We start from the raw sequence: 22,910 nt of genomic DNA, 5'->3' as shown, positions 1-22,910 counted from the left end.
TATTTTTTCAAAACCGAAGACCACTATCGATGGAAGACAATTCCGCGATTTCCAGCCCAAAACACATTATCAATTACCTAACGGGAATCCCGCGGCGTCATTGCATTTTGTCTGCTCGCTATGCGGTTAATGATCAAGCGGTTTTAACCACAATGGTACAAATTGACCTTAAGCACAATGCTTTGGCTATAGACGCTCGAAAAATTAATAACATTATGGTTTGCGAGCCAATTCTCATAAACCGCAAATAAGCAACGCAGAAAAATACCCCAAAAAAAACCTGGTATATGCTTTCCTCGCTGAGTCTAACTAGCAAGACCATGCGGCCGCACTAAAAACACCCCCCACAAAGTCGGTTGCATTTTTTTAAGTTCACGAGGAGATTGTTTAATGTCACTGGATTTCGAAAAGCTGACCGTATACGGCAAATCGTTTAGCGGGTTTACCCCCGATAAGGAAGCTTTGTTGCTAGAGGTTGGGTCGCAAATTAAGCCGTATCTGGCGGCGGTAACCGACGAATTTTATCAACAGTTGGCCACCATACCGGAAACGGCTTCGTTTCTGGAAGGACGAGTCGAGGGTCTGAAAAAAACCCACCGCCTATGGATGGAAGGGCTATTCACAGGCCCCTATGATAAAGACTTTACCGCACAGATGTTCAAGGTCGGTGATGTGCATGTCAAGGTTAAATTGCCTGTCGAATTCATGGCCGGAGCGATGACTTTGATCAATAACCGTCTTTTCACGCTGATAGTTGAAACCTTTGGTGACGATAAGCAATATTGCGCTCGGACGATTGCCGCGGTTAACTCGGTAACCGGCTTTTCATTGCTGGTGATGCAGCAATCCTATCAAGCCTCGAGCCTGGCGGAAGAACTGGAAAAGTTTTTGAAAATTTCCGGCATGAGCCGCACGTTATTCACCAATCTGGCCTTGGCCTACAGAGACAAATAAGGAGATCACTATGCGCGCGGATTTATTAATATCTGTTTTGACGGAATTGAATGGTTCATCGGCCGACATCGAAGCCAGTGGCGTGATATCGACTGATGGTTTAATGATGGCCTCGGTATTACCGGCTTCCATGGACGAAGACCGGGTAGGCGCGATGAGCGCCGCCATGTTGTCATTAGGTGACCGGACTGCGCAAGAGCTGGCGAGAGGCGAGTTGGAGCAAGTGCTGATCAAAGGTAAGGCTGGCTATGTGTTAATGACCTATGCCGGTTCTGAGGGTGTTCTCACCGTTTTAACCAAGTCATCGGCCAAATTGGGCTTGATATTTCTTGATGTTAAGCGAGCGGCGGTTCAGATCGCGGAAATGCTGTAAAGATTGAATTGGAGTGACGGGATTACACCCGTCACCTCGATCTTACCACCGGTCAGACTGCTTTCCGCATCCGGCAGTCGATCCCCGCCTTCAAATACCTTTACCGCTCCCCGGCAGATGTCAATACCAAAGCCCTATAGATCAAGGTGCGCGCTAGGCTTCCCTGACAACTTAGCCTGAATTTGTCACATTGGCACTCGCTCATTGCTCCAGCGTTGCACCCACTAGACCTAAACGTCCCCGCCCTAAAAAGCTTAAGCCCCTCCTTATTTCCAACAAGGCAACAATCCGGTTTTTAACGTATATTTTCCGCATATTTGCAAAACCGATGATCACTAGCAATGGAAAACGACTACGCGATTTTTAGCCCGAAACAGATTGTCAATTATTTAACGGAGATCCAGGAGCGTAATTGCATTTTGTCGGCTCGCTATGGCGCGGATAATCAGGCGTTTTTAACTGCTATTGTGCAAATCGACCCTAAACACAATACCTTGGCGATAGACATTGCGCCCACCCAGGAATTGACGGACCGTTTGTTACTGAGCAAGCGCGCGCATTTCTTTACGCAGGTGGATGGGATTGATGCGGCTTTTCAGGGGGTGAACATCAAACTGGCGCAAAGCACGCATGGTGCGGTACTAATCATGCCCTTGCCCGATAGACTGTACTGGCGGCAACGGCGCAATTATTATCGGGTGAAAGTGCCGCAGTCGCATGCCGGCACGTATTGCCAATTCGGTTTTAAGCTAAGCGATGCGGATGGCGAACAAACATCTGTCGTTAAAACCTTCAAATTGATCGATATTGGCTTGTGCGGACTGGCTTTATTGAATCCGGACCATGATTTGCAACAGGAATTGCTTAGTGTTGAAGTCGTCAGTTGCACCTTATTTCTGCAAGACCACGAACACCACCACGCCGACGTTGGGATGCGCGCCAAATACAGTATCGACGTCAAAACCAATACGATAAGCACCGCGCATCGCATAGGTTTTCAATTTACCGCCATTTCGCCGGCTTTTGAGAGCAGTGTGCAGATCTACATGCAATCTATCGAACGGATGCTGAAAAACATCGAGAGTCATTGAATCGGCGCTAAACCGCCCGGTTTCCGTTAATCTCCAAGTTTAGCTAGGCTCAAACAAAAAACAGCAATACCTTATTTACCAAAAGGTCCTAGGTTTGCCATTCCACCCGTTTAGACAATAGGCAATATATCGTGTCAGTCATCAGGTTATTGCTACCCGCGCAAGGGTTTGCAGAAATTAGCCTTAATCCTAAAGAATTGGAAAACCAAGGCATTGCCGTCATCACAATCGAGCCAGACGCTACGGAACCGATGAATTTGTTGGCTTTAGACGTCGTCCTGATTGATGGTGACGCGGCGTTGCCGGACAATCTGGATCTGATCGATCAAATAAAAGGCATTACACCCACCTGTAAGTTTGTAGCCTTGCTTAGCCATTCCAGCGCCCATGCCCTGACCTATTTGCAGGTCGGAGTGACCGGGTTGCTGAGATGGTTTCCCGACGCGGCCAAGTTGGCTGAGATCATCCGTACGATTGTGCAGGGTGAATATTACCTGGACCAAGAGATTGCCCAATTGCTGGCCATGCGGCAAATCAAACAACAGTTAGAACCCTTTGTTTCTCTCAGCTCCCGCGAGTTTGATGTGTTTTGTCTGTTAGCCGAAGGCTGTTCGTTGCAAACGGTAGCCGCGCAACTCGGTATCAGCAGTAAAACGGTCTCCAATTGCCAAACTCAAATCAAGCTGAAACTGGCTATCGACAATCGGGACACACTGACAAAATTTGCCAATAGCCATGGCTTGATTATGCATAAAGGCGTATGATTCCCGATATTCGGGAATTTTTCCTATTTTTGCGAGGTGGTTTATGAAAAAGTCAGTGTTAGCATTATCTGTATTAGCCGGTTTGGGCATGTTATCCGATAATGCTTTGGCAGCCGATCAAGGCTTGGAAAATTGCATCCAGGCCGTCAAAAAAGAAAAAGCGGGTGAGCTGGTCAAACTGGAAAAGCTCAACGTAGCCGGTAAAGGCGCCTATGAACTGGAACTGCGCGACAACAACCGCCAGGAATGGGAATACATGTGCGATGCCGACAGCGGCAAGCTGACTGAAAAAGAAGCTGAAGTAGCCGACCCCAATAGCCTGGCATTCAAAAAGAATGTCAAAATCACCGAGGAAGATGCCGCGGCAATTGCGTTAAAAGCCAACCCCGGCAAGATTGAGGAAGTCGAATACGAAGTGGAGGAAAACGGCGGCTCGTCTTACGAATTCGACATCGTGAATGACAAAGGCTTAGAAACCAAAATCGAAGTGGATGCCGCCAGCGGCAAAATCATCGAAACCGCCACCGAGGAATGGGAAATCGGCGAAGAGGCGGACGAAAAACGTTAATCAGGGCTTAACTGACTAACGACTAACCCTTGGGACTCTCCCATGTAGAGTCCCAAGAATAACCAAGCAGTCCGCCGCACACCGCGATGCGGCCAGTTACCCATCCGATGTTCCGTCAATCCGCCAATGCTGCTCAGGTATTGACGTCCAAACCAATCGCCTGCCGGTGTTTCTCCCAGGTGTTATCCAGTAGCACACCTACCCGGGCGGAAATACGGGACACCAAATGAAGACGTTTATCTTCACAAAACTTAAGAATTAATCTTGCCAGGGTATTACCTTAGCAACAGCGATAAACCAAATGCTGCTCCATCCGCAGCATATTGACCCGCGCCAAACCAGAGGATTCGCCGTTTTTTAGTTGGCATGGAATTTGAGGTGACTACATTGAGGCTCAGAAAACCTTGATTCTCAGGACACATTAATTGCCATGTCACATTAAAAGATTTTACGGAGCAAAATCCTATGCCAACCAAATCGTTTTCCGCACAAAATTCTGTATCCAACTTATCCGCATCGGACGACGGCCAAAGCGCCGCGGACACCGCGGATGCGGGCGCAAGCAACATCAGCCGACGCTCATTTATCGGCAGGGCGGCCGTAATTTCCGCTGCAGGCGTGTTGGCGCCAAGCTTACCGGCATCGGTTCAAGCGGCTGTCGGCCGGGGTCATTTCGACGATGACGACTCAATCCCCGAATCGCTCGGCCAAGACTTCTCAAGAAAATATCAGCGCAATGTTTTCGATACGCTGCATAGCAAGGATTTGCGAAAAAAAGCTTTTAAAGCGCGGCTAAAATCCGCCGAAGCCGAATACCAGATCGATATTCCGCCGCAACCCAATAATGGCGACGAACTGCGCTATCCGAACAAAATCGCGATTTCTACAAAAGGATTGCAACACGATGCCAACGGCCATGTGCTGCCGGATTCCTACGAATCGTTTTTAAAGGCGCTAAAAACCGGCAAACACGAGGATTTTGAAAAAATCAAACTGGGCGGCACCACTAAATTGGCCGGTATTCAGGGGCCTTTGTCCGCCAGTCTGGAAGGCATCGCCAATAGCCAATTGGCCATTCCGGAAGCCGCCCCGCTCGACAGCGCCGAACTGGCCGCGCACCACATCGAAGTGTACTGGCAGGCATTGCTGCGCGACGTGCCGTTTAACGAATATCGCAACGACACCAATAACGAGTTGGTGTTGGCCGCGGTCGCCGAGTTGAACAGTTTAAAAGCCTTCAACGGCCCTAAAATCGATGGCAAAGTCACCCCGGAAACCTTGTTCCGCAGCACCGCGTCCTATGTCGATTACCAGGCCGATCCGTCCGGTAAAAAAGGCAAATATGTCGTGCCTGACGGCAGCTTGGATGGTCCTTACATTTCACAATTTTTATTGCGCCCCATTCCAACCTGGGGCACTATCGCCAGCCAGGCGCAAACCCGCCCTATTCAAAAAGCCGGCGAGACATTCGGCGCCACCTATGAAGAATGGCTGGCGCTGCGTAACGGCCAAAGCATAGGCAGAAACATTACCCTGGAAGCGGGGCGCCGCCATATCATCAATGGCCGCGATTTGGCGACCTTGGCACGCGGCAGCGGCCCTACTTATTTGCACGTCCTGCAAATATTGACCTCAGCACCCAATGCCAGCAACCCGTTGCTGGGCGGTGTCGGTGCACCATTGAACCCGGCGAATCCTTACAAAAACTCAATTACTCAAGATTCTACCGCTTCGTCCTTCAGCACCGCGTTCATTCAAGGCTTGTTGGCACTGGCCGGCGCTTATACCAACCGGGTGTCTTACTATCAAAACTGGTATGTCAATCGCCGCTTGAGACCGGAAGATTACGGCGGCCTGGTCCACAAAATTCTGGCCAATGGCGCCAATTACCCTATCCATCCCGATATTCTAAATTCGGAGGCCGTGGCGCGGATTTACAAGCAATACGGTAGTTATTTGCTGAACAGCGCCAGCAATGTCGGCGCCCCCACCCATCCAGGCTATCCAAGCGGCGCGACCATCAGCGCGGCGACGCCTATCACTCTGTTGAAAGCATTCTTCGACGAAAACTATGTGATACCGAATCCGGTCGAGGTGGACCCCAACGATCCAAGCAAACTCAGACCTTACACCGGCTCGGAAAAACTGACCGTGGGCGGCGAGTTGAACAAACTGGTCAACAACGTCGGTTTCGGCCGCAACTTTAACAATTTCCATATTCGCGCGGACATTTCCGCTTCGCATAGCTTGGGCGAAGCGCTGGCGATCAGCCTGCTTAGAGATCAGCGTTACACCTACAATGAACCTTTCGCTGGCTACACATTTACCAAATTCGATGGCAGCAAGGTAACGGTTTAGCGATTTCGGAAACGACTGGGCGTGCGGGTGTGTCGCGTTTTGACACACCACACGCCCCATGGCCGGCACTCATGGTTGAGCAACCTTTGCTCAGTTCTGTTAACGTCGGGTATACCGGTGTTTTACCCCAACGGGGAAATAATCCGCATCCGCAAAACCATGTAGGCTGATCTGGGGCAACTGCTTCTCGACTGGCGTGTAATGGGCAAATTCACTGTTCAGCCGCAACAACTGCCCACGAATGGACGCCGCTATCGTCGGCGCCATCTCCGCTTCCGCCACCACACCCGGCAATAATTCCACGGCAATATGCAGATACTTATCGCCCTCCGCGTTTTCCCGGGTTTGCAGAACAAATTTCCCGGTCACCCAAGCCATGATCTCCGGCTGCTCCAGCCCTACCGTGACGTTTTCCGGATAGATATTGGCGCCGTAAAACGACACAGTAAAATCCGCGCGGCCGAACACATACACAAAAGGCAATTGGCGAGCTTGATAACGCGCATCCAGGCCTAAATCCTCGACTGCATGCACACCGTGCTCGCGCAAAAAATCCCACATTTGCGCGTAGCTCAGCACCCCGCCCTTGTCGGCGATGTGATAGCGCAGCAGAGGTACGCTGTTGTCGCCGGAGACCACCAGCGTGCCTTCGTGTACTTCAAAGAATCGGCTATGCGGATCGTATTGCACCAGGGTTGGTAGCCGCGATTCGCCGAACAAAGCTCGGGCCGCTTCCGGCCGTTGCGCCAGCCAACGGCGAATGGCAATGCTAAGCGGCGTTTCGTTACCCAGCACGCCGCCGTCGGCGGTACCGTATAACGATGCGGAATCGAAACAAACCGACTGCGAGCCGATACGCTCGGACAGCAAGCTGCGCCACTCCTCGCTAAACACCTCGCCGGCAAACACCAGTTTAGGTTTGAATTGCGCCCAGTCTATGCCCTCGGCGGCGCCGGCATCGATCACGTCCTTCACAAACGGCGGATACCCCAACAGCACGGTTTGCTCAAAGTGCGGCGCCAACTCGCGGACTACCCGAAAAATCTCAGCTTTATTATTGCCCGGCGTTGCCACCAGCAAGGGATAGCCCTTCTGCGCCAGATGCCAGCAACAGGAGGTCGTGAACAGGCCGCCCACCCAATTGCCTAACGCAAAACACACCACCGCCAAAGTCGAGCGCTTATCGGCCTGAAAACTGTCCTTGAACACCTGCTCGAAGCGCACCGCCACATCCAACTCATATGCTGCCGAACGCGGCCAGAAAGTTGGCATGCCGGTGGAGCCTGACGACACCGCCACCCGGTCCGCCCCGCTTAAATTGCCGCCGAAACAACGCGCCGGCAACGGGTAGGCTTGCATGTAGTTAGCTTTGCTGATTAGCGGTAGCTTTTGAAAATCCGCGTAATTATTAATCTGCGCGGGATCGATTTGCTGGGCTTGTAAAAACTGCCGATAAGCGGGAACCTCAGCCGCACAACGCTGAAATAGAGCCAGCATTTTTTGCTGCGGATTAAGCGCTTGATGCTTGGTAAGCAAGGTATCCAATGGCGTGGCCAGAAAATGTTGAAATGCTGCCGCAGAAGACGTCGTCGGTAAATCGCTCATTGCAAACCACCTGAAAAATGCTGGAAAAACCCTAAAGATATATTCTTGGATTGAATGTTTGGTAAAACGTTAATTCTGCACAACACCATGCCCATACCGATGCAAGCATTGAGATTAGACAAATCATTATCCTACCGCAACGATATGCCGATACCCGAATTAGCTGCCGGCGAAGCTTTGATTGCACTGCGCCTGGCCGGTATCTGCGCCACCGACCTGGAACTGGTGAAGGGTTATGCCGGATTTTCCGGCATCCTCGGCCATGAATTTGTCGGTAAGGTCATCGCCGTTGCCGATGACAAACACAGAGATTGGCTGAACCGGCGCGCGGTGGGTGCCATCAATATCGGCTGCAACGTCTGCGAGGTGTGCCAGCGCGACGGCCCCGAGCATTGCCTGAATCGTAAAGTGCTGGGAATACGCGGCAAAGACGGGGTATTTGCCGATTATTTCAGCCTGCCGGTTGCCAACTTGTACACCGTCCCCGACATAGTGACTGACCAAGCCGCCGTGTTTACCGAGCCGCTGGCCGCTGCTTTGCGTGTAGTAAAACAAATAGCCGCACTGCCCATCGCCGACATCGCGGTGGTCGGCCCCGGCCGCTTGGGTTTGTTGATCGCCAAGGTGTTGAGTCTGGCCGGCTACCAAGTCACGGTGTTGGGCCGGTCGTTGGAGTCATTAGCTTTGCCCAAACAATGGCAACTGACGACTGGCTTGACTAACGAGATTCCAGACAACAGCTTCGACCGCGTCGTCGACGCCAGCGGTCAGGCATCAGGTTTTGCGCAAGCCTTGCGCATCGTCAAACCGCGCGGCACCTTGGTGTTGAAAAGCACCTTTGCAGCCAACGCGGCACTGGATTTAAGCAAGGTGGTGGTTTACGAAATCAACATCATCGGCTCCCGCTGCGGGCCGTTTGCAGAAGCCCTAAAGCTGTTGACAGAAAACAAGCTACCCGTGGAAACGATGATAGACGGCCAATACCCACTGAGCGATGGACTTGCCGCATTCAATCACGCCGCCCAAGCCGGCGTCAGAAAAATTCTGTTACAGCCCGCACTGAATTCAGATTATTAACCCGCTTGAACTCACCAGCACCGCCAGCGAGCGCAAGCTTAGAAGGCGTTAAGACGCCAGCAGCATATTATCCAAAGTCTTTTTCGCCAGCGCCGCCTGCTCGGCAGGCACGGAGACTTGGTTGACCACATGCCCGGCCGCCAGATTTTCCAGCACCCAGCACAGATGCTGCGGATCGGTGCGGAACATCGTTGAGCACATACTTAAAGTAGGCGCCATGAAATGCACGCTTTTGCCTTGTGCCTTGCATTCCTGATTCAGGCGATTGACCAGATTCAGCTCGGTCGCTACCAACCAACGGGTATTGGCTTCGGCTTCGCGGACGATTTTCAAAATCATTTCAGTGGAACCGATGTAATCGGATTTTTCGCAGACTTCAAAACAGGCTTCGGGATGGGAAATAACGATGGTTTCCGGGTGTTTTTCCTTGAAGGCGTCGATTTGCTCCGGCTGGAAGGCTTGATGTACGGAACAATGACCCTTCCAAAGAATAATCTTGGCATCGCGGATTTGCTGTTCGGTCAAACCGCCCTCCGGTTTATTGAAATCCCAGGTTACCATTTGTTCCAGCGGGATGCCCATCCGGTAGCCGGTATTGCGGCCCAAATGCTGATCGGGGAAGAACAATACTTTTTCGCGTTTGGCAAAGCTCCATTTCAGGATTTTTTCGGCGTTGGAAGAGGTACAGACAATACCGTCATGCTGCCCGCAAAACGCTTTTAAATCGGCGGCGGAATTGATGTAAGTCACCGGGGTGACGGTATTTTCCACATCAATCACTTTCGCCAACTCGTCCCAGCATTGTTGGACTTTGACCTTATTGGCCATGTCCGCCATCGAACAGCCGGCCGCCAAATCCGGCAAAATCGCGATTTGCTCCGGCCGCGACAAAATGTCCGCCACTTCCGCCATGAAATGCACGCCGCAAAAGACGATGTATTCGGCTTCCGATTGTGCCGCTTCCCGCGATAATTTCAATGAGTCGCCGAATATATCCGCATGTTTGAATACTTCGTCGCGTTGGTAATGATGACCCAGAATAATGCAGCGCTTGCCGAGTTTGGCTTTGGCGGCTTCTATGCGCGCGGCACATTCTGCATCATCGAGCAGGGCGTAATCACGTATGGGTAAGGCAGCAGTCATTTTTTAACCTGAAAACAAAAAGCGAGAATTTCGAAAACTTAGGCCCGGCTTTTTACAGCCGGCTCCATGGGTCATGCCGACAAAGCATGATTCAGTAAAGTGAGGCCAATCCAACCAAAACCAAGGGTGGTGACGACAAAACTCAAAGCCGAATAAATCCGCCATATCGGCTTGGACCAAAAATCCGGATCGAATGCCGCCACCACAAACACACCGGGATTGGTCAAGCCACCGATCACGACCAACCAACAAGCGGTGACCGGCAGCGGCACTTTTGTGCCGTAAAAGCCCAGGCAAAACAGCGCCATCAACGCAAAGTCCACATGCGCCCGAATCAGGGTTTTGTAGTCTTTTAAAAACTCGCCGTCTATGCCTTTGATCGGAAACCATTTGGCAAAAGTCATCAGCCATGCGGATAACAAAATGGCGAAGATCATCAAAACGGCGCCTATCAATAATATTTCCATGATTTTTTAGTCTGTGATTGTAAAAATTAGATTGAGGTCCACGCCATTTCATTCACCGGGCCCTTATATCTTCTGGTGTCGTCATTCCCGCCTGAGCGCAAACGACGATATTCGCGGCGGAGAAGCGGGACTCAAACCGGAAAAGTGGGCGCGCTGTTCAATATAAAGCGTGCTGAAGCAAACTCATAGCCCCAGCACCGCTTTGGTTTTGTACATATTGTAAAACCACCGGCACAAACTGGCTGACCATGGACGGATTCATACCCAAAGATTGAAACGATCCGGCTAAATTCGCCAGACTGCCAAGTTGCCCGCCCATTAACCCGCCCGCAGCGCCCAGCAACGATTGCGAGCCGGTAGTGGAAACCTGTTGCGGTACCGAGGACAAATAGCGGTCCATATCCGGTAGGGCATTGCTCAATTGCGAAAAGTCACCGGGATTCATGCGTTGCTGCGCCACTGAAAAAATTGACCCCACGCCACCCAGCGCTTGCTGCGGGCTGATGCCCAATTGCCCAACCAGAATATCGATTAACCCTAGTTGGTTGGCCTGCCCCACCGCACCGGCGATAGAACCTGCTGCACCATAGACGGCTGGCGACCCGCCCAAGGCAAAAGTCTGATCTGAAACCTGCTGTTGCACCGGTGCGCAAGCGCTGATGACCGCGAGAACACCGACTGCTGTAAAACCTTGCAAAACCTTCATTCTGTCGAACTCCTGAAAAACGCCGAAATACCGGACCAAGCCACATCATGGCCGCCAAAACCGGCACTGTAAATCGAAACCTGCCCAGGATACAACCTGGGCTCTTTTATCGCCGCAGGCGGACAGCCGCGGCGTCCTGTGCAAAGACGGCGTGTTATCTGCAGATAACCGAGAAACTCCCCGCAAACATTGTGGGTAAAAATCGGCAATTCGCATGAATTCAGTATAATCCTGGCTTTAGCCACAAGAACAATAAAGGTAAAAATATGCTGAATATTCAAAAAACGCTCGAAGACTATTATCTTCGCTTGCAAGCCCATCCTAAATACCTGCATGTGATGACCTTGCCGCTGATGCAACGTTGGGGGGTGTTTATCGGTTTGTTTTTGCTCTCGCAAATCCTGGTATTCGGCAGCCTGTACCTTATTTTTGACAAAGTGGTGGTGATCGGCTTTCTGGCCAGCGTGCTGGCTGGATTAGCTACCGGCATCGGCGCCTTGCCGGCCTTGTTCTTTAAAAATATTTCCGACCGGCTATTCAACGGCTTGCTGGGCGCCGCAGCGGGCGTAATGCTGGCGGCCACCGCGTTTTCGCTACTGGTGCCCGGCTTGGATTACGGCGAACAAATCTGGCCCGGCAAAGGCTTGTGGATCGTTTCCGCCGGCATGCTGATCGGCGCGCTGTTTTTACATGTTGCCGACAGCCGATTGCCGCATCTGCATTTTGATTCAGTCAGCGATCATTCCCTGGATTCGCTGCAAAAAATCTCTTTATTCATCATCGCCATCACCATCCATAACTTCCCGGAAGGCATGTCGGTCGGCGTCAGCTTTGGCTCCGGCGATATGAACAATGGCTTGGTGTTGTCTATTGCCATTGCCTTGCAAAATTTGCCGGAAGGCCTGGCAGTCGCCCTGCCCCTAGTCGGCCTGGGTTACAACAAATGGAAAGCCGTCGCCATCGCCACGTTGACAGGCTTGGTGGAACCGGTGGGCGGCCTATTGGGCATTACCATGGTCACGGTATTTTCGTCGATATTGCCGATTGCAATGGGGTTTGCAGCCGGTGCGATGTTGTTCGTCATCAGCGAAGAAATCATCCCGGAGACGCACGCCAAAGGCCGCTCGCGCATCGCTACATTTTCATTAATGGCCGGTTTCATCATCATGATGATCCTGGACAAAATACTGACATAAACACCACCTAAACCAAGCGCGCCACCCAAAAGGCAAAAGCCTTTTGGGCTTTATATCTTCCGATCAAACTCCTCAGTGCCGAATGGAATACCTAACCGCATTCATCACCCAAATAAGCACCTTAAACTTTGCGGAATTGCTCGCGACCGGCGGCACCAGCTTTGCACTGATAGCCGCCGCAGAAATTGGCGATAAAAGCCAACTGGTATGCATGACCCTGGCCTCCAAGCACAGACCGACTCCGGTGTTATTAGGAGCGATTGCCGCGTTCGCGCTGCTGAACACTTTGGCGGTGGTTTTTGGTGCGGCGATTGCAACATGGTTACCGGAATATCTGGTCGCGGCCACCGTCGCCCTGCTGTTTGCCGCATTCGGTCTGCATGCTTTGCTCAACCACGACGAAGACGATGACAACGAAGAAATCGTCGAGAAAAGTGGCCACGGCATTTTCTTTACGACCTTTTTATTGATCACCGTCGCCGAATTTGGCGATAAAACTCAATTGGCTGTCGTGGCATTCAGCAGTACCGCGCAACCGATTGCAGTTTGGCTGGGCTCGACGCTGGCGCTGGCGTTTACGTCCGCACTGGGCGTGCTGGCTGGCCGCACCGTGTTGCAAAAAATCCCCCTGTCCTTGCTGCATAAAGCCAGCGGCGTGTTTTTCCTGATTTTGTCGGCAGTTGCGGCCTATAAAGCCTACGAAAGCTTGCTGGCTGCGGGTTTGCTCCCCCAACTTTAGCCAAATTCCAGACTTGCAGCGATTCATGGCATTTCCCAATTACCGCTGGCTAGACGTTGCGGCAATACTCGGCTTGGCCGGGCTGTATTGCCTGTTAGCCAAAATTGTACTGTCTTATTTCTCAGAGACCGGTAACATCACCCTGGTGTGGTTTTCCGGCGGATTGGGATTGGCCGCCTTATTGCTGAAAGGCCTTTGCTATTGGCCAGGCATATTTCTGGGCGCGTTCGCCGCCGGCTTGATGGTAGACGACTCGCTCCCACTGTCTTTTGCCATTGCAACGGGCAACACACTGGAATCGGTGACAGCCGCCTACCTGCTAAAACACCAACAGCGTTTTTCTTTAGACTTAACCGAGCCAGGCCACTTTATCTGGCTAACCCTGACCGGCGCCGCTTGCTCGTTGATCAGTGCAGGCATTGGCCCTTTGGCTTTACATCAGGCCGGCTTCATACCGCTAGCGGCTATGCCGCAAGCGATTTTACATTGGTGGATGGCGGATGCTTTCGGTATTGTCACGACCACCCCGATATTATTGGTTTGGCGAAATTGGCCAAAGCAATGGTTTGCTGAAAAACGCGGCCTGGAAGCGTTGCTGCTAATCATTGTTGCCTTGTTCGCCGGCCAAGTAGTATTCCTCGAAGCTTTCCAGCCTGTCTTTGGCAAAATCGCCCGCGGTTACTGGATGTTTCTGTTTGCCATTTGGGCCGCACTCCGTTTCTATCGCCATGGCGTAACGCTGATTTCCGGCTTGATTACCATCCAAGCGCTATTCGGCGCCGCACATCATCTAGGCTTTTTCGGCGACGACTTCGAGAAAAGCGAATTGCTGAATCTTTGGTTTTATATATTGGTACTGTCCTGGACCGGCACCACTTTGGCACTTACTCTGCACAAGCAGCAGCTGATTACCTCAGGACTGAGCGATAGCGAAAAACGTTTGAAGGCTATCATCGACTACTCGCCAGTACCCCAGGCCATTTACAACGCCGAAGGCAAGTTCACATTGCTAAATCCGGCTTTCAGCAAAGCTTTCGGTTACACCTTGGAAGACATTAAAACGCTTGACGAATGGTGGCCCAAAGCCTATCCCGACCCCGCCTACCGCCAGAACATTATGGAAACCTGGCTGGAGTTGACTGATAAATCCCGTCGCGTGCAAAGTTTCGAAACCCTCCAAGCGGAAATTCATTGCAAACATGGTGAACGGCGCACTGTGCTCGCCGGTTCGGTATCCCTGGGCGAATCGTATGTCGGAGACAATCTGGCCATTTTGTTCGATATTACCGAGCAACTAAAATCCGAAAAAGCGCTGACCGAATCCCATTTACTGTTGCAGACCATCCTGGAAACCTTACCAATCCGTGTATTCTGGAAAGACCTGAATTCTCGCTATTTGGGCTGTAACGCGCTATTTGCGGGGGATGCCGGACAATCCAGTTCCAGCGATTTAATCGGCAAGGACGACAGTCAACTAAATTGGCGAGATCAAGCCGCAAGTTACCAAGCAGATGATCGCCAGGTGATAACATCGGGGGTAGGCAAACTGGCGTATGAAGAACCCCAAACCACACCTGCCGGCAATACCATTTGGCTACGCACCTCGAAAATACCTTTGCGCAATTCCGATCATGCAATGATCGGCATTTTGGGGATCTACGAAGACATTACCGAAAACAAAGTCCGCGAAGACGCTTTGGCCCAATCGGTTTCCTTGCTAAAGGCTACGCTGGAAGCCACGGCCGACGGCATTTTGGTGGTCAGCCTGCAAGGTCAGATCGTTACTTACAATCAGCGTTTTTTTGAACTGTGGCAGCTGCCCAGCACGGCTGTTGGAGAAGATAAAGACGATATAAAACTTTTGCATTTAGCCGTTAAGCAGCTAAAAAATCCCGATGCGTTTTTCGACAAAGTTCAGGCTCTTTACAATCACTCCACGGCAGAAAGTTACGATCTGATCGAGTTTACCGATGGCCGGATTTTTGAACGCTATTCCAAGCCACAAAGTATCGCCGACAAAATTGTCGGCCGCGTCTGGAGTTTTCGCGACATCAGTAATCAACATCGTACAGAACAAGCGCTGCAAAAGAAAGAATACTATCAACGCGCATTGCTGGATAACATTCCGCATGCGATTTGGCTAAAAGATACCGATAGCCGCCTGCTGGCCGTCAACCAGGAGTTCGCCAACGTATTTTCCGCGGTCAACCCGGAGGCGCTGGTGGGCAAAAACGATTTCGACATTGCCCCGCCGGAACTGGCCGAAAGCTACGTCGCCGATGACCGGCGCGTGATGGCTTTGCGAGACAAATTGATTGTCGAAGAGGAAATTGTCGATCGCGGCGTGCGCAAATGGTTCGAGACCTATAAAGCGCCTGTAATGGATGAGCAAGGTCAGTTACTGGGTACGGTTGGTTTTGCCCGCGACATCAGCGAGTTGCGCAAAACCGAAGAGAACCTGCGGCTGGCGGCCCTGGTTTATCACAACAGCAGTGAAGCGATGATAGTGGTGGATAGCGATAACACCATCCTCAGCGTCAACCCCGCATTTACCAAGATGACTGGGTATACGGAGGCTGAAGTTGTCGGTAAAAATCCCCATATTCTCAGTTCCGGCGAACACGATACGGGGTTTTACCGAGAATTATGGACCACGCTGCAAACGACCGGTGCGTGGCGCGGAGAAATAAAAAATCGCTGTAAGGATGGTCACTTGTTCGTCGAAGAGCTGGCCATCAACACCATTTATGATGCGGAAGGCAAGCCGCTACGCCGGGTCGCCCTGTTTTCCGACATCACTCAGCGTAAACAATCCGAGGAACAAATCTGGCGGCAAGCCAACTTCGATCCGCTCACCGGCCTACCTAATCGGCGGATGTTCCGCGACCGGCTGGAACTGGAAATCAAAAAAGCCCACCGCATGGGCCAATTGTTTGCACTGTTGTTTATCGACCTGGACCGCTTCAAGGAAATCAACGATACGCTGGGTCACGATATGGGCGACAACTTACTGAAGGAAACCGCGCGGCGTTTACAGACCTGCGTGCGGGAGTCCGATACCGTGGCGCGCTTGGGGGGCGACGAATTCACAATTATCTTGAGCGAGTTGGACTGTATCGAAGTGTCCGAACCGATAGCTAAAAACCTGCTGCAAAAACTCAGTGCACCGTTTAGCTTGGACGGCGAACTGGCTTATGTCTCTGCGAGTATCGGCATCACGTTTTATCCAAACGACAGCACCGACTTAAGCCAATTACAAAAGAATGCCGATCAGGCCATGTACGCTGCTAAAAACCAGGGCCGTAACAACTACCATTTCTTTACCCAAGCCTTACAGGACGCGCTGGAAGCCCGCGCCGCAATGCTCGGAGACTTACGTACCGCGCTGGCCAATACGCAATTTTTGCTGTGCTATCAACCCATCGTCGACTTGCTGAGCGGCGAAGTGCATAAAGCGGAAGCCTTGCTACGCTGGCATCATCCAAAGCGTGGCTTGATTAACCCGGCAGAATTTATACCGCTGGCGGAAGAAACCGGTCTAATCAGAGAAATCGGCGATTGGGTATTCGAAACCGCGGCACGGCAAGTACAAACCTGGCGAACCACTATCCATCCCGAATTTCAAATTAGTGTCAACAAATCGCCGGTACAATTTCAAAGCCCCGAGCATGCCCCTCAAGACTGGTTCAACTATTTGAATCGACTGGGATTGTCTGGCCAAAGTATTGTGGTGGAAATCACCGAAGGCTTGCTGTTGGACGCCAATCTGTCTGTACACAATCATTTGATGGCGTTCCGCGACGCCGGCATGCAAGTCGCTATAGATGACTTCGGCACCGGGTATTCCGCATTGTCTTATCTGAAAAAATTCGACATCGATTATTTGAAAATAGACCAGTCGTTCGTGCGCAATTTAACGGAGGATTCGAACGACTTCGTACTTTGCGAAGCCATCATCGTGATGGCGCATAAATTGGGCTTGAAAGTCATAGCAGAAGGCGTGGAAACCGAGCAGCAACGCAATTTGCTGACCGCTATCGGCTGCGATTACGGGCAGGGTTATCTGTTTGCCAAACCGCTGCCGGCGGCAACATTTGAACAACAATTCGGTAAATCAGCATAGCGGATTCTCAGCCGTTCCCCGCCGCCGATGCAGTTATCTTCGTTATCGCACTCGCTGCCGTACAGGCGGGAGCCCGTTCAATAAAAACGCTGCTATTCGATAGACCGGCTTATACGGAAATGCCGGTAACCGATACATTGGGGCATTATTAATTCAGCATTATTGCAAGGATATTGCAGGCCGCCGCATGCTAAACCGCACTAATCACCACGCCATCCGGCTTCAAGCTCAAGGTTAAGTCACCGCGCAATAAGCCCTGCAACTCCCGGCCGGCCATGTTGTAACGCCAGCCGTGCAACAACAAGCAATCCTCATCGCCGGACAGTAATTGCTCCAGATCCTTGCGGGTAGCCAAGATGATGGGATTCAGCGAGTTTTCCTCAGCACGGATTCTGACCACCGCGCTGAGTACATCCAGTATCGCTTCGTGCTGTTGGGTTTTCTTGCCGGCTTGATCCTTTTCGGCCAAGGGTTTGGGCGGACGTTGTTTGGCACTGTCGATCAATTCGCAAATCGTTTTGCCGTAACGATTGACGGTACGGTCGTTGATGTTGCGGATCTTGGCTAGATCGGCCAATGTCACGGGTTGTAATTTGCCCAGTTCCAGCAGCAAATCGTCCTGTAACAGCCAACTGCGCGGTTTGTTTTCTTGCTGGGCGGTACGTTCGCGCCATTCGGTAAGGCTTTGCATGATGGACAATTGCTTGCCGGTCAACTTGTTCTTGCCGCGAATCTTCAACCAGGCATTTTCCGGCGACAGTTGATAAAGCTCCGGGTCGTTCAACAAGGCAAAATCACTCTCCAACCAGTTGGCGCGCCCCAGTTTATCCAATTGCTCCAACATGATTTTGTAGATCTTGCATAAGTAAATCACATCATCGGCGGCATACTGAATTTGATCCTGGCTCAAGGGCCGCTCCGACCAGTCGGTACGGGTATGCGCTTTGCTGAGATTGACGTTTAAAAAGCTGGATACCAGCATCGCATAACCCGGATTTTCCTGAAAACCCAGCAGCGGCGCGGCAATCTGCGTATCGAAAATCGGGCCCGGAATTTTGCCGGTAATCTGGTAAAAAATTTCCAGATCCTGCCGGCAGGAATGCAGCACTTTGACAATATTGGGATTGTAAATCGCCTCTAACAGTGGCGTTAAATCGGCAATCGCTAACGGATCGACACAAGCCACCCAGCCCGGCGCAGCTATTTGCAGTAAACAAAACTTGGGGTAATAGGTTTTCTCGCGAAGAAATTCGGTATCCAGGGCGATCCAGGGCTCCTGGCTGATCAGTTGGCACAGGCTATCGAGTTGATCCGGGCGGTTGATATATTGAATAGTCATAGTCGCTATGGCAATTAACAGGGCTTGCCGAAAAACGGCGTGACTGCGTATTTTACCCCGTCGGGGCGTGATTGACTGAAATATTCCGGCATTGGCCGACGCGATGCAAATCAGGAATTTTTCCTTTTTATTGCCGACAATGGAACCCCCGGCCCTGCTTGTTTACCATGCCGCTTTTGTTTTGTATTCTCAGGTAAATTTATGAAAAAAGTTGCGCTCGGCGTGCTGCCATTGTTCAGCATGCTGCCCTTAGCCGAAGCCATAGCCGCGGAAGTTGCGACCAATCTGGAGGAAGTGGAAGTTGTAGCGGTAACGCCTTTACAATTCGGCGGCGTCGATATCAATAAAATTCCGGCGAATGTGCAAACAGTGTCAGCCGAAAAATTGCAGGAAGCCCAAGCCCTGTCTCTGGCGGACTACATGAACCGCTATCTCGGCAGCGTCAACATCAACGATGCGCAAAACAACCCCCTGCAACCCGATGTGCAATACCGCGGCTTCAGCGCGTCCCCGCTGATGGGCTTGCCGCAAGGCCTGGCAACGTATGTCAACGGTATTCGTTTCAATGAACCGTTCGGCGATATGATCAACTGGGACTTAATCCCTAACGGCGCTATACAGAACATGAGCCTGCAACCGGCATCGAACCCGGCGTTTGGTTTGAATGCGCTGGGCGGCTCGATCAACATCAACACCAAGACCGGTTTCTCGGCACCCGGCCACAGTTTCGAAGCCCAAGGCGGCTCCTGGGACCGCCATTCCGAAGAACTCACCAGCGGTTGGAACAACGGCACCTGGGGCTATTTCCTGGATGCCAAGTATTTCAACGAAAAAGGCTGGCGCGCCCACTCCCCGAGCGAAGCCAAGCAAGGTTTCGGCACCCTGAGTTGGCGCGGCGTTAAATCCGGCCTGGATTTAAGCATCGCCGGCAGCGACAACACCTTGCGCGGCAACGGCGCCCTTCCCCAGGAAATGCTGGCATTCGGCCGCGATCAGGTATTTACGCATCCCGACATTACCCGCAACCGGATGATGCTGGTGTCGCTGGCCGGCGATACCTGGCTGAACGACCACAATCAATTATCCGGCACGATGTATTACCGCCGGAATAAGATCGGCACCTATAACGGCGATGGTAGCGAATTTGGCGAATGTATTGATGAAGGCGCTGGCGAGGACAACTTTTTGTGCGCCGAATCCGGTGGCGAGTTGGACGATGAGGGCTTGTTCGATCTAGGCGGCAGTAATATAGCTGCCTCACCAGCGGTCGAGGGCGGCACCATCAACACTTCCAGCACGCTACAGCAATCGTTCGGCTTTGCCTTGCAAAATGCTTTCGACCACAAAATATTCGGCCGCAACAACCATCTGGTAGGCGGGGCCAGTTTCGACCACGGCAACGCCCGCTATCACGCCGACACCCAGTTGGGTTCGTTAACCGCTGACCGCGGGGTGTCAGGGGGCGGGGTATTGCTGCAAGACGCCCATGTCCGCCTGACTACAGAGACCGATCATTACGGCGTATTTTTAACCGACACCTATTCCCTGACCGACAAACTGGATCTGACCGTCTCCGGCCGTTACAACCAATCCCATATTAAACTGCGCGACCATGTCGGCGACGACCTGAACGGCTCGCACTCATTCGACCGCTTCAATCCGGCGGCGGGTCTGACCTACGCCTTCATGCCGGAATTGACCTTTTTCGGTAACTACAGCGAATCGTCGCGGGTGCCGACACCGATGGAGTTAAGCTGCGCCAACCCGGACGACCCTTGCCGTTTGCCGAATGCTTTCGTATCCGATCCGCCTCTCAAGCAAGTAGTCGCCAATACCTTCGAAACCGGGGTGCGCGGCCGGTTGAAAAACTTGCTGCCGGGCTACATGGACTGGAATTTGGCTTTATTCCGGACCATCAACAATAACGACATCATTTTCAAGAGCACCGGCGGTGTCGGCAGCAATGTCGGTTATTTCGACAATGTCGGCTCTACCTTACGCCAAGGTGTAGAGGTGGGATTGGCGGGTAATTTTTACGAGCGCTGGCGCTGGTCTAGCCATTACACCTATATCGATGCCAGCTTCGAAACGCCGTTTCTGGGCAGCAGCCCCAACAATCCGCTGGCGGATGGCGACGGCAATATCCAGGTACAGGCCGGCGACAAGCTACCCGGCATCCCAGTCCATCAGTTCAAGTTCAGCACCGACTTCGACATCGTCTCCGCCTGGACTCTGGGAATGGATATGAATTACAACAGCTCGCAATATCTGCGCGGCGACGAAGCCAATTTGACGGCCAAGCTGCCGGGATTCGTCGTATTTAATTTGCGTAGCGAATACCGCTTCAACAAAAACGTCGCGCTGTTCGGTAAAGTGAGCAATTTGTTCGACCGCCAATATGCCAATTTCGGCACCTGGGGCAATACCGGGGATGTACTTGACGGCGTGGGATTGCCAGGCGACCAACAAAGCCGCTTCGTTGGCGTGGGCGCGCCTCGCGCCGCTTGGATAGGCATTCGCCTGACTATGTAGTCCAAGCCTGGGCGCAGGAAAACGGCTGAAATTAGCCGTTTTCCTCGTCCAGCTGATTGTTGTTACGGGTTTGCCTGAATTTATTCGGTTTGATGCGTTTGATGTTGAGGCGATGCGGTCCTATGGACGCTTCGGTCAATAACTGAAAAATATCCGCCGGCATGCCGTCCGGTAACTCCACCAACGTATAAGTGTCGCGAATGTCGATCCTGCCAATGCGCTTTTTATCTACGCCGGACTCTTCGACCAATACCGCCTGAATATCGTCGCGACTGATTTGGTGCTGGCTGCCGACGGCCAGGCGATAACGCACCATTTTGCCATTTGCATGCGGACCGCGACTGTGAGGTTGCGGTAGAGGAACCAATAATCTGGGCTGCTGAGTATGTGCGGGATACAGGTTGGGTTGGCTTAGATAAACCAAGGCCGCGGCGCAAGTCAATAGGTCTATGTCCAATTCGGCCGCGGTACGCTGAATCAGCTCCCGTTGCTGGGCCAGGTCTTCTTCGCTGACTATGCGCTGCAAGCGCCTTTTAAACTTATCTTCCTTACGACTTTCGGCAGAGAAAGCGTTCATAGTGCCTTACAATCTATCCAGATCGATTTCCACAAAAGCCTCGTCGCGCAAGCGCCGCAACCATAATTCGGTTTCTTCCTCAATTTTACGCTTACGGATTTCCTCGCGAATCTTGTCTTTTTTGAATTGCTCGCTGTTGTCCTGATTTTCGCGACCCAAGACCTGGATCATGTGCCAACCGAACTGGGTTTGCACCGGCTGGCTAATCTCGTTAATCGCCAACTTGTTCATCGCTTCCTCAAAAGGCGGCACTAATGCACCCGGACCCACCCAATCCAGCGAACCGCCGTTAATCGCCGAGCCTTTGTCGTCGGAATGCGCGCGCGCCAAATTGGCAAAATCGTCACCGTCATTAATCCGTTCTCTCAGCGCTATCAAACGCTTCTGCGCTTCGGCGTCGTCCACCAATTCATTGGTCTTGATCAGAATGTGCCTGACCTTGGTTTTGGTAACGATATGCTGTCCGGCACCCTCAGTTTCCAGCATTTTAATGATATGAAAACCGCTGGGACTGCGGATCGCTTCCGAGACATCGCCTTGATTCATCGTCGTCACGACTTCCGTAAACAGGGATGGAATCTGGCCGATGCTGCGCCAACCCAGATCGCCGCCCTTCAAGGCGTTATCGTCGTCGGAGACACTAACCGCAACTTGTTTGAAATCCTTGCCGCCGCGTAAATCGGCGATGACTTGATCGGCCTTGTCCTTAGCTTTTTGAATCGCGGAGGCCGAAGCCGCTTCCGACACCGCGATCAGAATATGCCCTAAATGATACTGGGAATTGCTCTGGCCGGCTTTGCTCTGCGTTTCCATGTAATGCAACACTTCGGCATCGGTAACTTTGACCCGCGAACCGATTTCCCGACCACGTAGCTGGTTGATTATAATTTCGTTGCGCAGATTATCTTCGAACGCTTTGTAGTCCATACCTTGCTTGGTCAACTCGTTACGAAAACTTTCAACCGACAAGCCATTCCGGCTGGCTATATCAGCGACTGAAGCACTAAGCATTTCATCGCTGACCTGTACACCCGATTTAGCCGCCAGTTGCCGTTGCAACTTGTCGACCACCATGCGTTCCAACACCTGTTTGCGCAGCACATATTCGGGAGGCATCGTTACGTTGTTACTCCGCAATTTACTGACGATAGCCCCGACTTCGTTATTCAGTTCGCGCTCCAGAATCACATCTTCTTCCACCACCGCCACTATCCGGTCCAACACCTGGGCCTGACCCGGAGCCATGTAAGCACCCAGGAGCAAACAGAAAATCACTATCCCTTTTTTAATCATGCGTT

Annotated in this window: 19 protein-coding genes; 12 read left to right on the top strand and 7 right to left on the bottom strand. The window is 52.0% G+C overall.

The window, feature by feature from the left end:
• Nucleotides 1-29 precede the first annotated feature (29 nt).
• From ACMXD4_RS07145 to ACMXD4_RS07115, 7 genes are all read left to right on the top strand, one after another.
• Entirely contained in the window at nucleotides 30-251 is a 222-nt protein-coding gene (locus ACMXD4_RS07145; protein ID WP_415880295.1) for a flagellar regulator YcgR PilZN domain-containing protein, read from the top strand.
• A 139-nt stretch (nucleotides 252-390) separates the two neighbouring features.
• Nucleotides 391-954, top strand: coding sequence for a protoglobin domain-containing protein (locus ACMXD4_RS07140; RefSeq protein ID WP_205450894.1), 564 nt, complete (start codon nucleotides 391-393; stop codon nucleotides 952-954).
• Nucleotides 955-964: 10 nt separating this feature from the next.
• A complete protein-coding gene (locus tag ACMXD4_RS07135; RefSeq protein WP_033155499.1) occupies nucleotides 965-1,327 on the top strand; it encodes a roadblock/LC7 domain-containing protein in 363 nt (120 codons plus the stop codon).
• 341 nt (nucleotides 1,328-1,668) lie between these two features.
• Complete coding sequence (locus ACMXD4_RS07130) at nucleotides 1,669-2,418, top strand: flagellar brake protein (RefSeq protein WP_415880294.1); 750 nt, start codon at nucleotides 1,669-1,671, stop codon at nucleotides 2,416-2,418.
• Between the two features lie 131 nt (nucleotides 2,419-2,549).
• Nucleotides 2,550-3,182 carry a LuxR C-terminal-related transcriptional regulator gene (locus ACMXD4_RS07125; RefSeq protein ID WP_415880293.1) on the top strand — a complete coding sequence of 211 codons (633 nt, stop codon included), beginning with the start codon at nucleotides 2,550-2,552 and terminating at the stop codon, nucleotides 3,180-3,182.
• A 43-nt stretch (nucleotides 3,183-3,225) separates the two neighbouring features.
• On the top strand, nucleotides 3,226-3,750 hold the full coding sequence (locus tag ACMXD4_RS07120; RefSeq protein ID WP_415880292.1) for a PepSY domain-containing protein: 525 nt from the start codon (nucleotides 3,226-3,228) through the stop codon (nucleotides 3,748-3,750).
• Nucleotides 3,751-4,215: 465 nt separating this feature from the next.
• Nucleotides 4,216-6,108, top strand: a complete 1,893-nt coding sequence (locus tag ACMXD4_RS07115) for a twin-arginine translocation signal domain-containing protein (RefSeq protein WP_415880291.1) — start codon at nucleotides 4,216-4,218, stop codon at nucleotides 6,106-6,108.
• Between the two features lie 99 nt (nucleotides 6,109-6,207).
• Here ACMXD4_RS07115 and ACMXD4_RS07110 read toward each other — a convergent pair whose 3' ends face one another.
• Nucleotides 6,208-7,713: a phenylacetate--CoA ligase family protein gene (locus ACMXD4_RS07110; protein ID WP_415880290.1), complete on the bottom strand. Its 1,506-nt coding sequence runs from the start codon at nucleotides 7,711-7,713 to the stop codon at nucleotides 6,208-6,210.
• A 99-nt stretch (nucleotides 7,714-7,812) separates the two neighbouring features.
• Here ACMXD4_RS07110 and ACMXD4_RS07105 point away from each other — a divergent pair, with 99 nt between their 5' ends.
• Nucleotides 7,813-8,790 carry an MDR/zinc-dependent alcohol dehydrogenase-like family protein gene (locus tag ACMXD4_RS07105; RefSeq protein ID WP_415880289.1) on the top strand — a complete coding sequence of 326 codons (978 nt, stop codon included), beginning with the start codon at nucleotides 7,813-7,815 and terminating at the stop codon, nucleotides 8,788-8,790.
• Between the two features lie 48 nt (nucleotides 8,791-8,838).
• On the opposite strand, the gene nadA is transcribed toward ACMXD4_RS07105, so the two are convergent.
• The 3 genes from nadA to ACMXD4_RS07090 all read right to left on the bottom strand — a co-directional run bounded on the left by nadA (nucleotide 8,839) and on the right by ACMXD4_RS07090 (nucleotide 11,106).
• Nucleotides 8,839-9,933, bottom strand: coding sequence for a quinolinate synthase NadA (nadA, locus tag ACMXD4_RS07100; protein WP_415880288.1), 1,095 nt, complete (start codon nucleotides 9,931-9,933; stop codon nucleotides 8,839-8,841).
• Nucleotides 9,934-10,004: 71 nt separating this feature from the next.
• Nucleotides 10,005-10,400 carry a hypothetical protein gene (locus ACMXD4_RS07095; protein WP_415880287.1) on the bottom strand — a complete coding sequence of 132 codons (396 nt, stop codon included), beginning with the start codon at nucleotides 10,398-10,400 and terminating at the stop codon, nucleotides 10,005-10,007.
• 157 nt (nucleotides 10,401-10,557) lie between these two features.
• Nucleotides 10,558-11,106 carry a DUF2780 domain-containing protein gene (locus ACMXD4_RS07090; protein ID WP_171696059.1) on the bottom strand — a complete coding sequence of 183 codons (549 nt, stop codon included), beginning with the start codon at nucleotides 11,104-11,106 and terminating at the stop codon, nucleotides 10,558-10,560.
• 266 nt (nucleotides 11,107-11,372) lie between these two features.
• Here ACMXD4_RS07090 and ACMXD4_RS07085 point away from each other — a divergent pair, with 266 nt between their 5' ends.
• The 3 genes from ACMXD4_RS07085 (at nucleotide 11,373) to ACMXD4_RS07075 (ending at nucleotide 17,164) form a co-directional block, all read left to right on the top strand.
• A complete protein-coding gene (locus ACMXD4_RS07085; protein ID WP_171696060.1) occupies nucleotides 11,373-12,302 on the top strand; it encodes a ZIP family metal transporter in 930 nt (309 codons plus the stop codon).
• Nucleotides 12,303-12,384: 82 nt separating this feature from the next.
• Nucleotides 12,385-13,041, top strand: coding sequence for a TMEM165/GDT1 family protein (locus ACMXD4_RS07080; protein ID WP_171696061.1), 657 nt, complete (start codon nucleotides 12,385-12,387; stop codon nucleotides 13,039-13,041).
• A 25-nt stretch (nucleotides 13,042-13,066) separates the two neighbouring features.
• Nucleotides 13,067-17,164 carry an EAL domain-containing protein gene (locus tag ACMXD4_RS07075; protein ID WP_415880286.1) on the top strand — a complete coding sequence of 1,366 codons (4,098 nt, stop codon included), beginning with the start codon at nucleotides 13,067-13,069 and terminating at the stop codon, nucleotides 17,162-17,164.
• Nucleotides 17,165-17,354: 190 nt separating this feature from the next.
• On the opposite strand, the gene rnd is transcribed toward ACMXD4_RS07075, so the two are convergent.
• Nucleotides 17,355-18,503 carry a ribonuclease D gene (gene rnd, locus ACMXD4_RS07070; protein ID WP_415880285.1) on the bottom strand — a complete coding sequence of 383 codons (1,149 nt, stop codon included), beginning with the start codon at nucleotides 18,501-18,503 and terminating at the stop codon, nucleotides 17,355-17,357.
• A gap of 201 nt (nucleotides 18,504-18,704) precedes the next feature.
• On the opposite strand from rnd, the gene ACMXD4_RS07065 reads away from it, so the two are divergent.
• Complete coding sequence (locus ACMXD4_RS07065; protein ID WP_415880284.1) at nucleotides 18,705-21,035, top strand: TonB-dependent receptor; 2,331 nt, start codon at nucleotides 18,705-18,707, stop codon at nucleotides 21,033-21,035.
• Between the two features lie 31 nt (nucleotides 21,036-21,066).
• Here ACMXD4_RS07065 and ACMXD4_RS07060 read toward each other — a convergent pair whose 3' ends face one another.
• Nucleotides 21,067-21,612: a DbpA RNA binding domain-containing protein gene (locus ACMXD4_RS07060; protein WP_033155511.1), complete on the bottom strand. Its 546-nt coding sequence runs from the start codon at nucleotides 21,610-21,612 to the stop codon at nucleotides 21,067-21,069.
• Nucleotides 21,613-21,618: 6 nt separating this feature from the next.
• Nucleotides 21,619-22,905, bottom strand: a complete 1,287-nt coding sequence (locus ACMXD4_RS07055) for a peptidylprolyl isomerase (RefSeq protein WP_415880283.1) — start codon at nucleotides 22,903-22,905, stop codon at nucleotides 21,619-21,621.
• Between the last annotated feature and the right edge of the window lie 5 nt (nucleotides 22,906-22,910).

Source organism: Methylomonas sp. TEB, from assembly GCF_047777895.1.
Classification (GTDB): Bacteria; Pseudomonadota; Gammaproteobacteria; order Methylococcales; family Methylomonadaceae; genus Methylomonas.
This window is presented reverse-complemented; position numbering and strand designations above follow the sequence as displayed.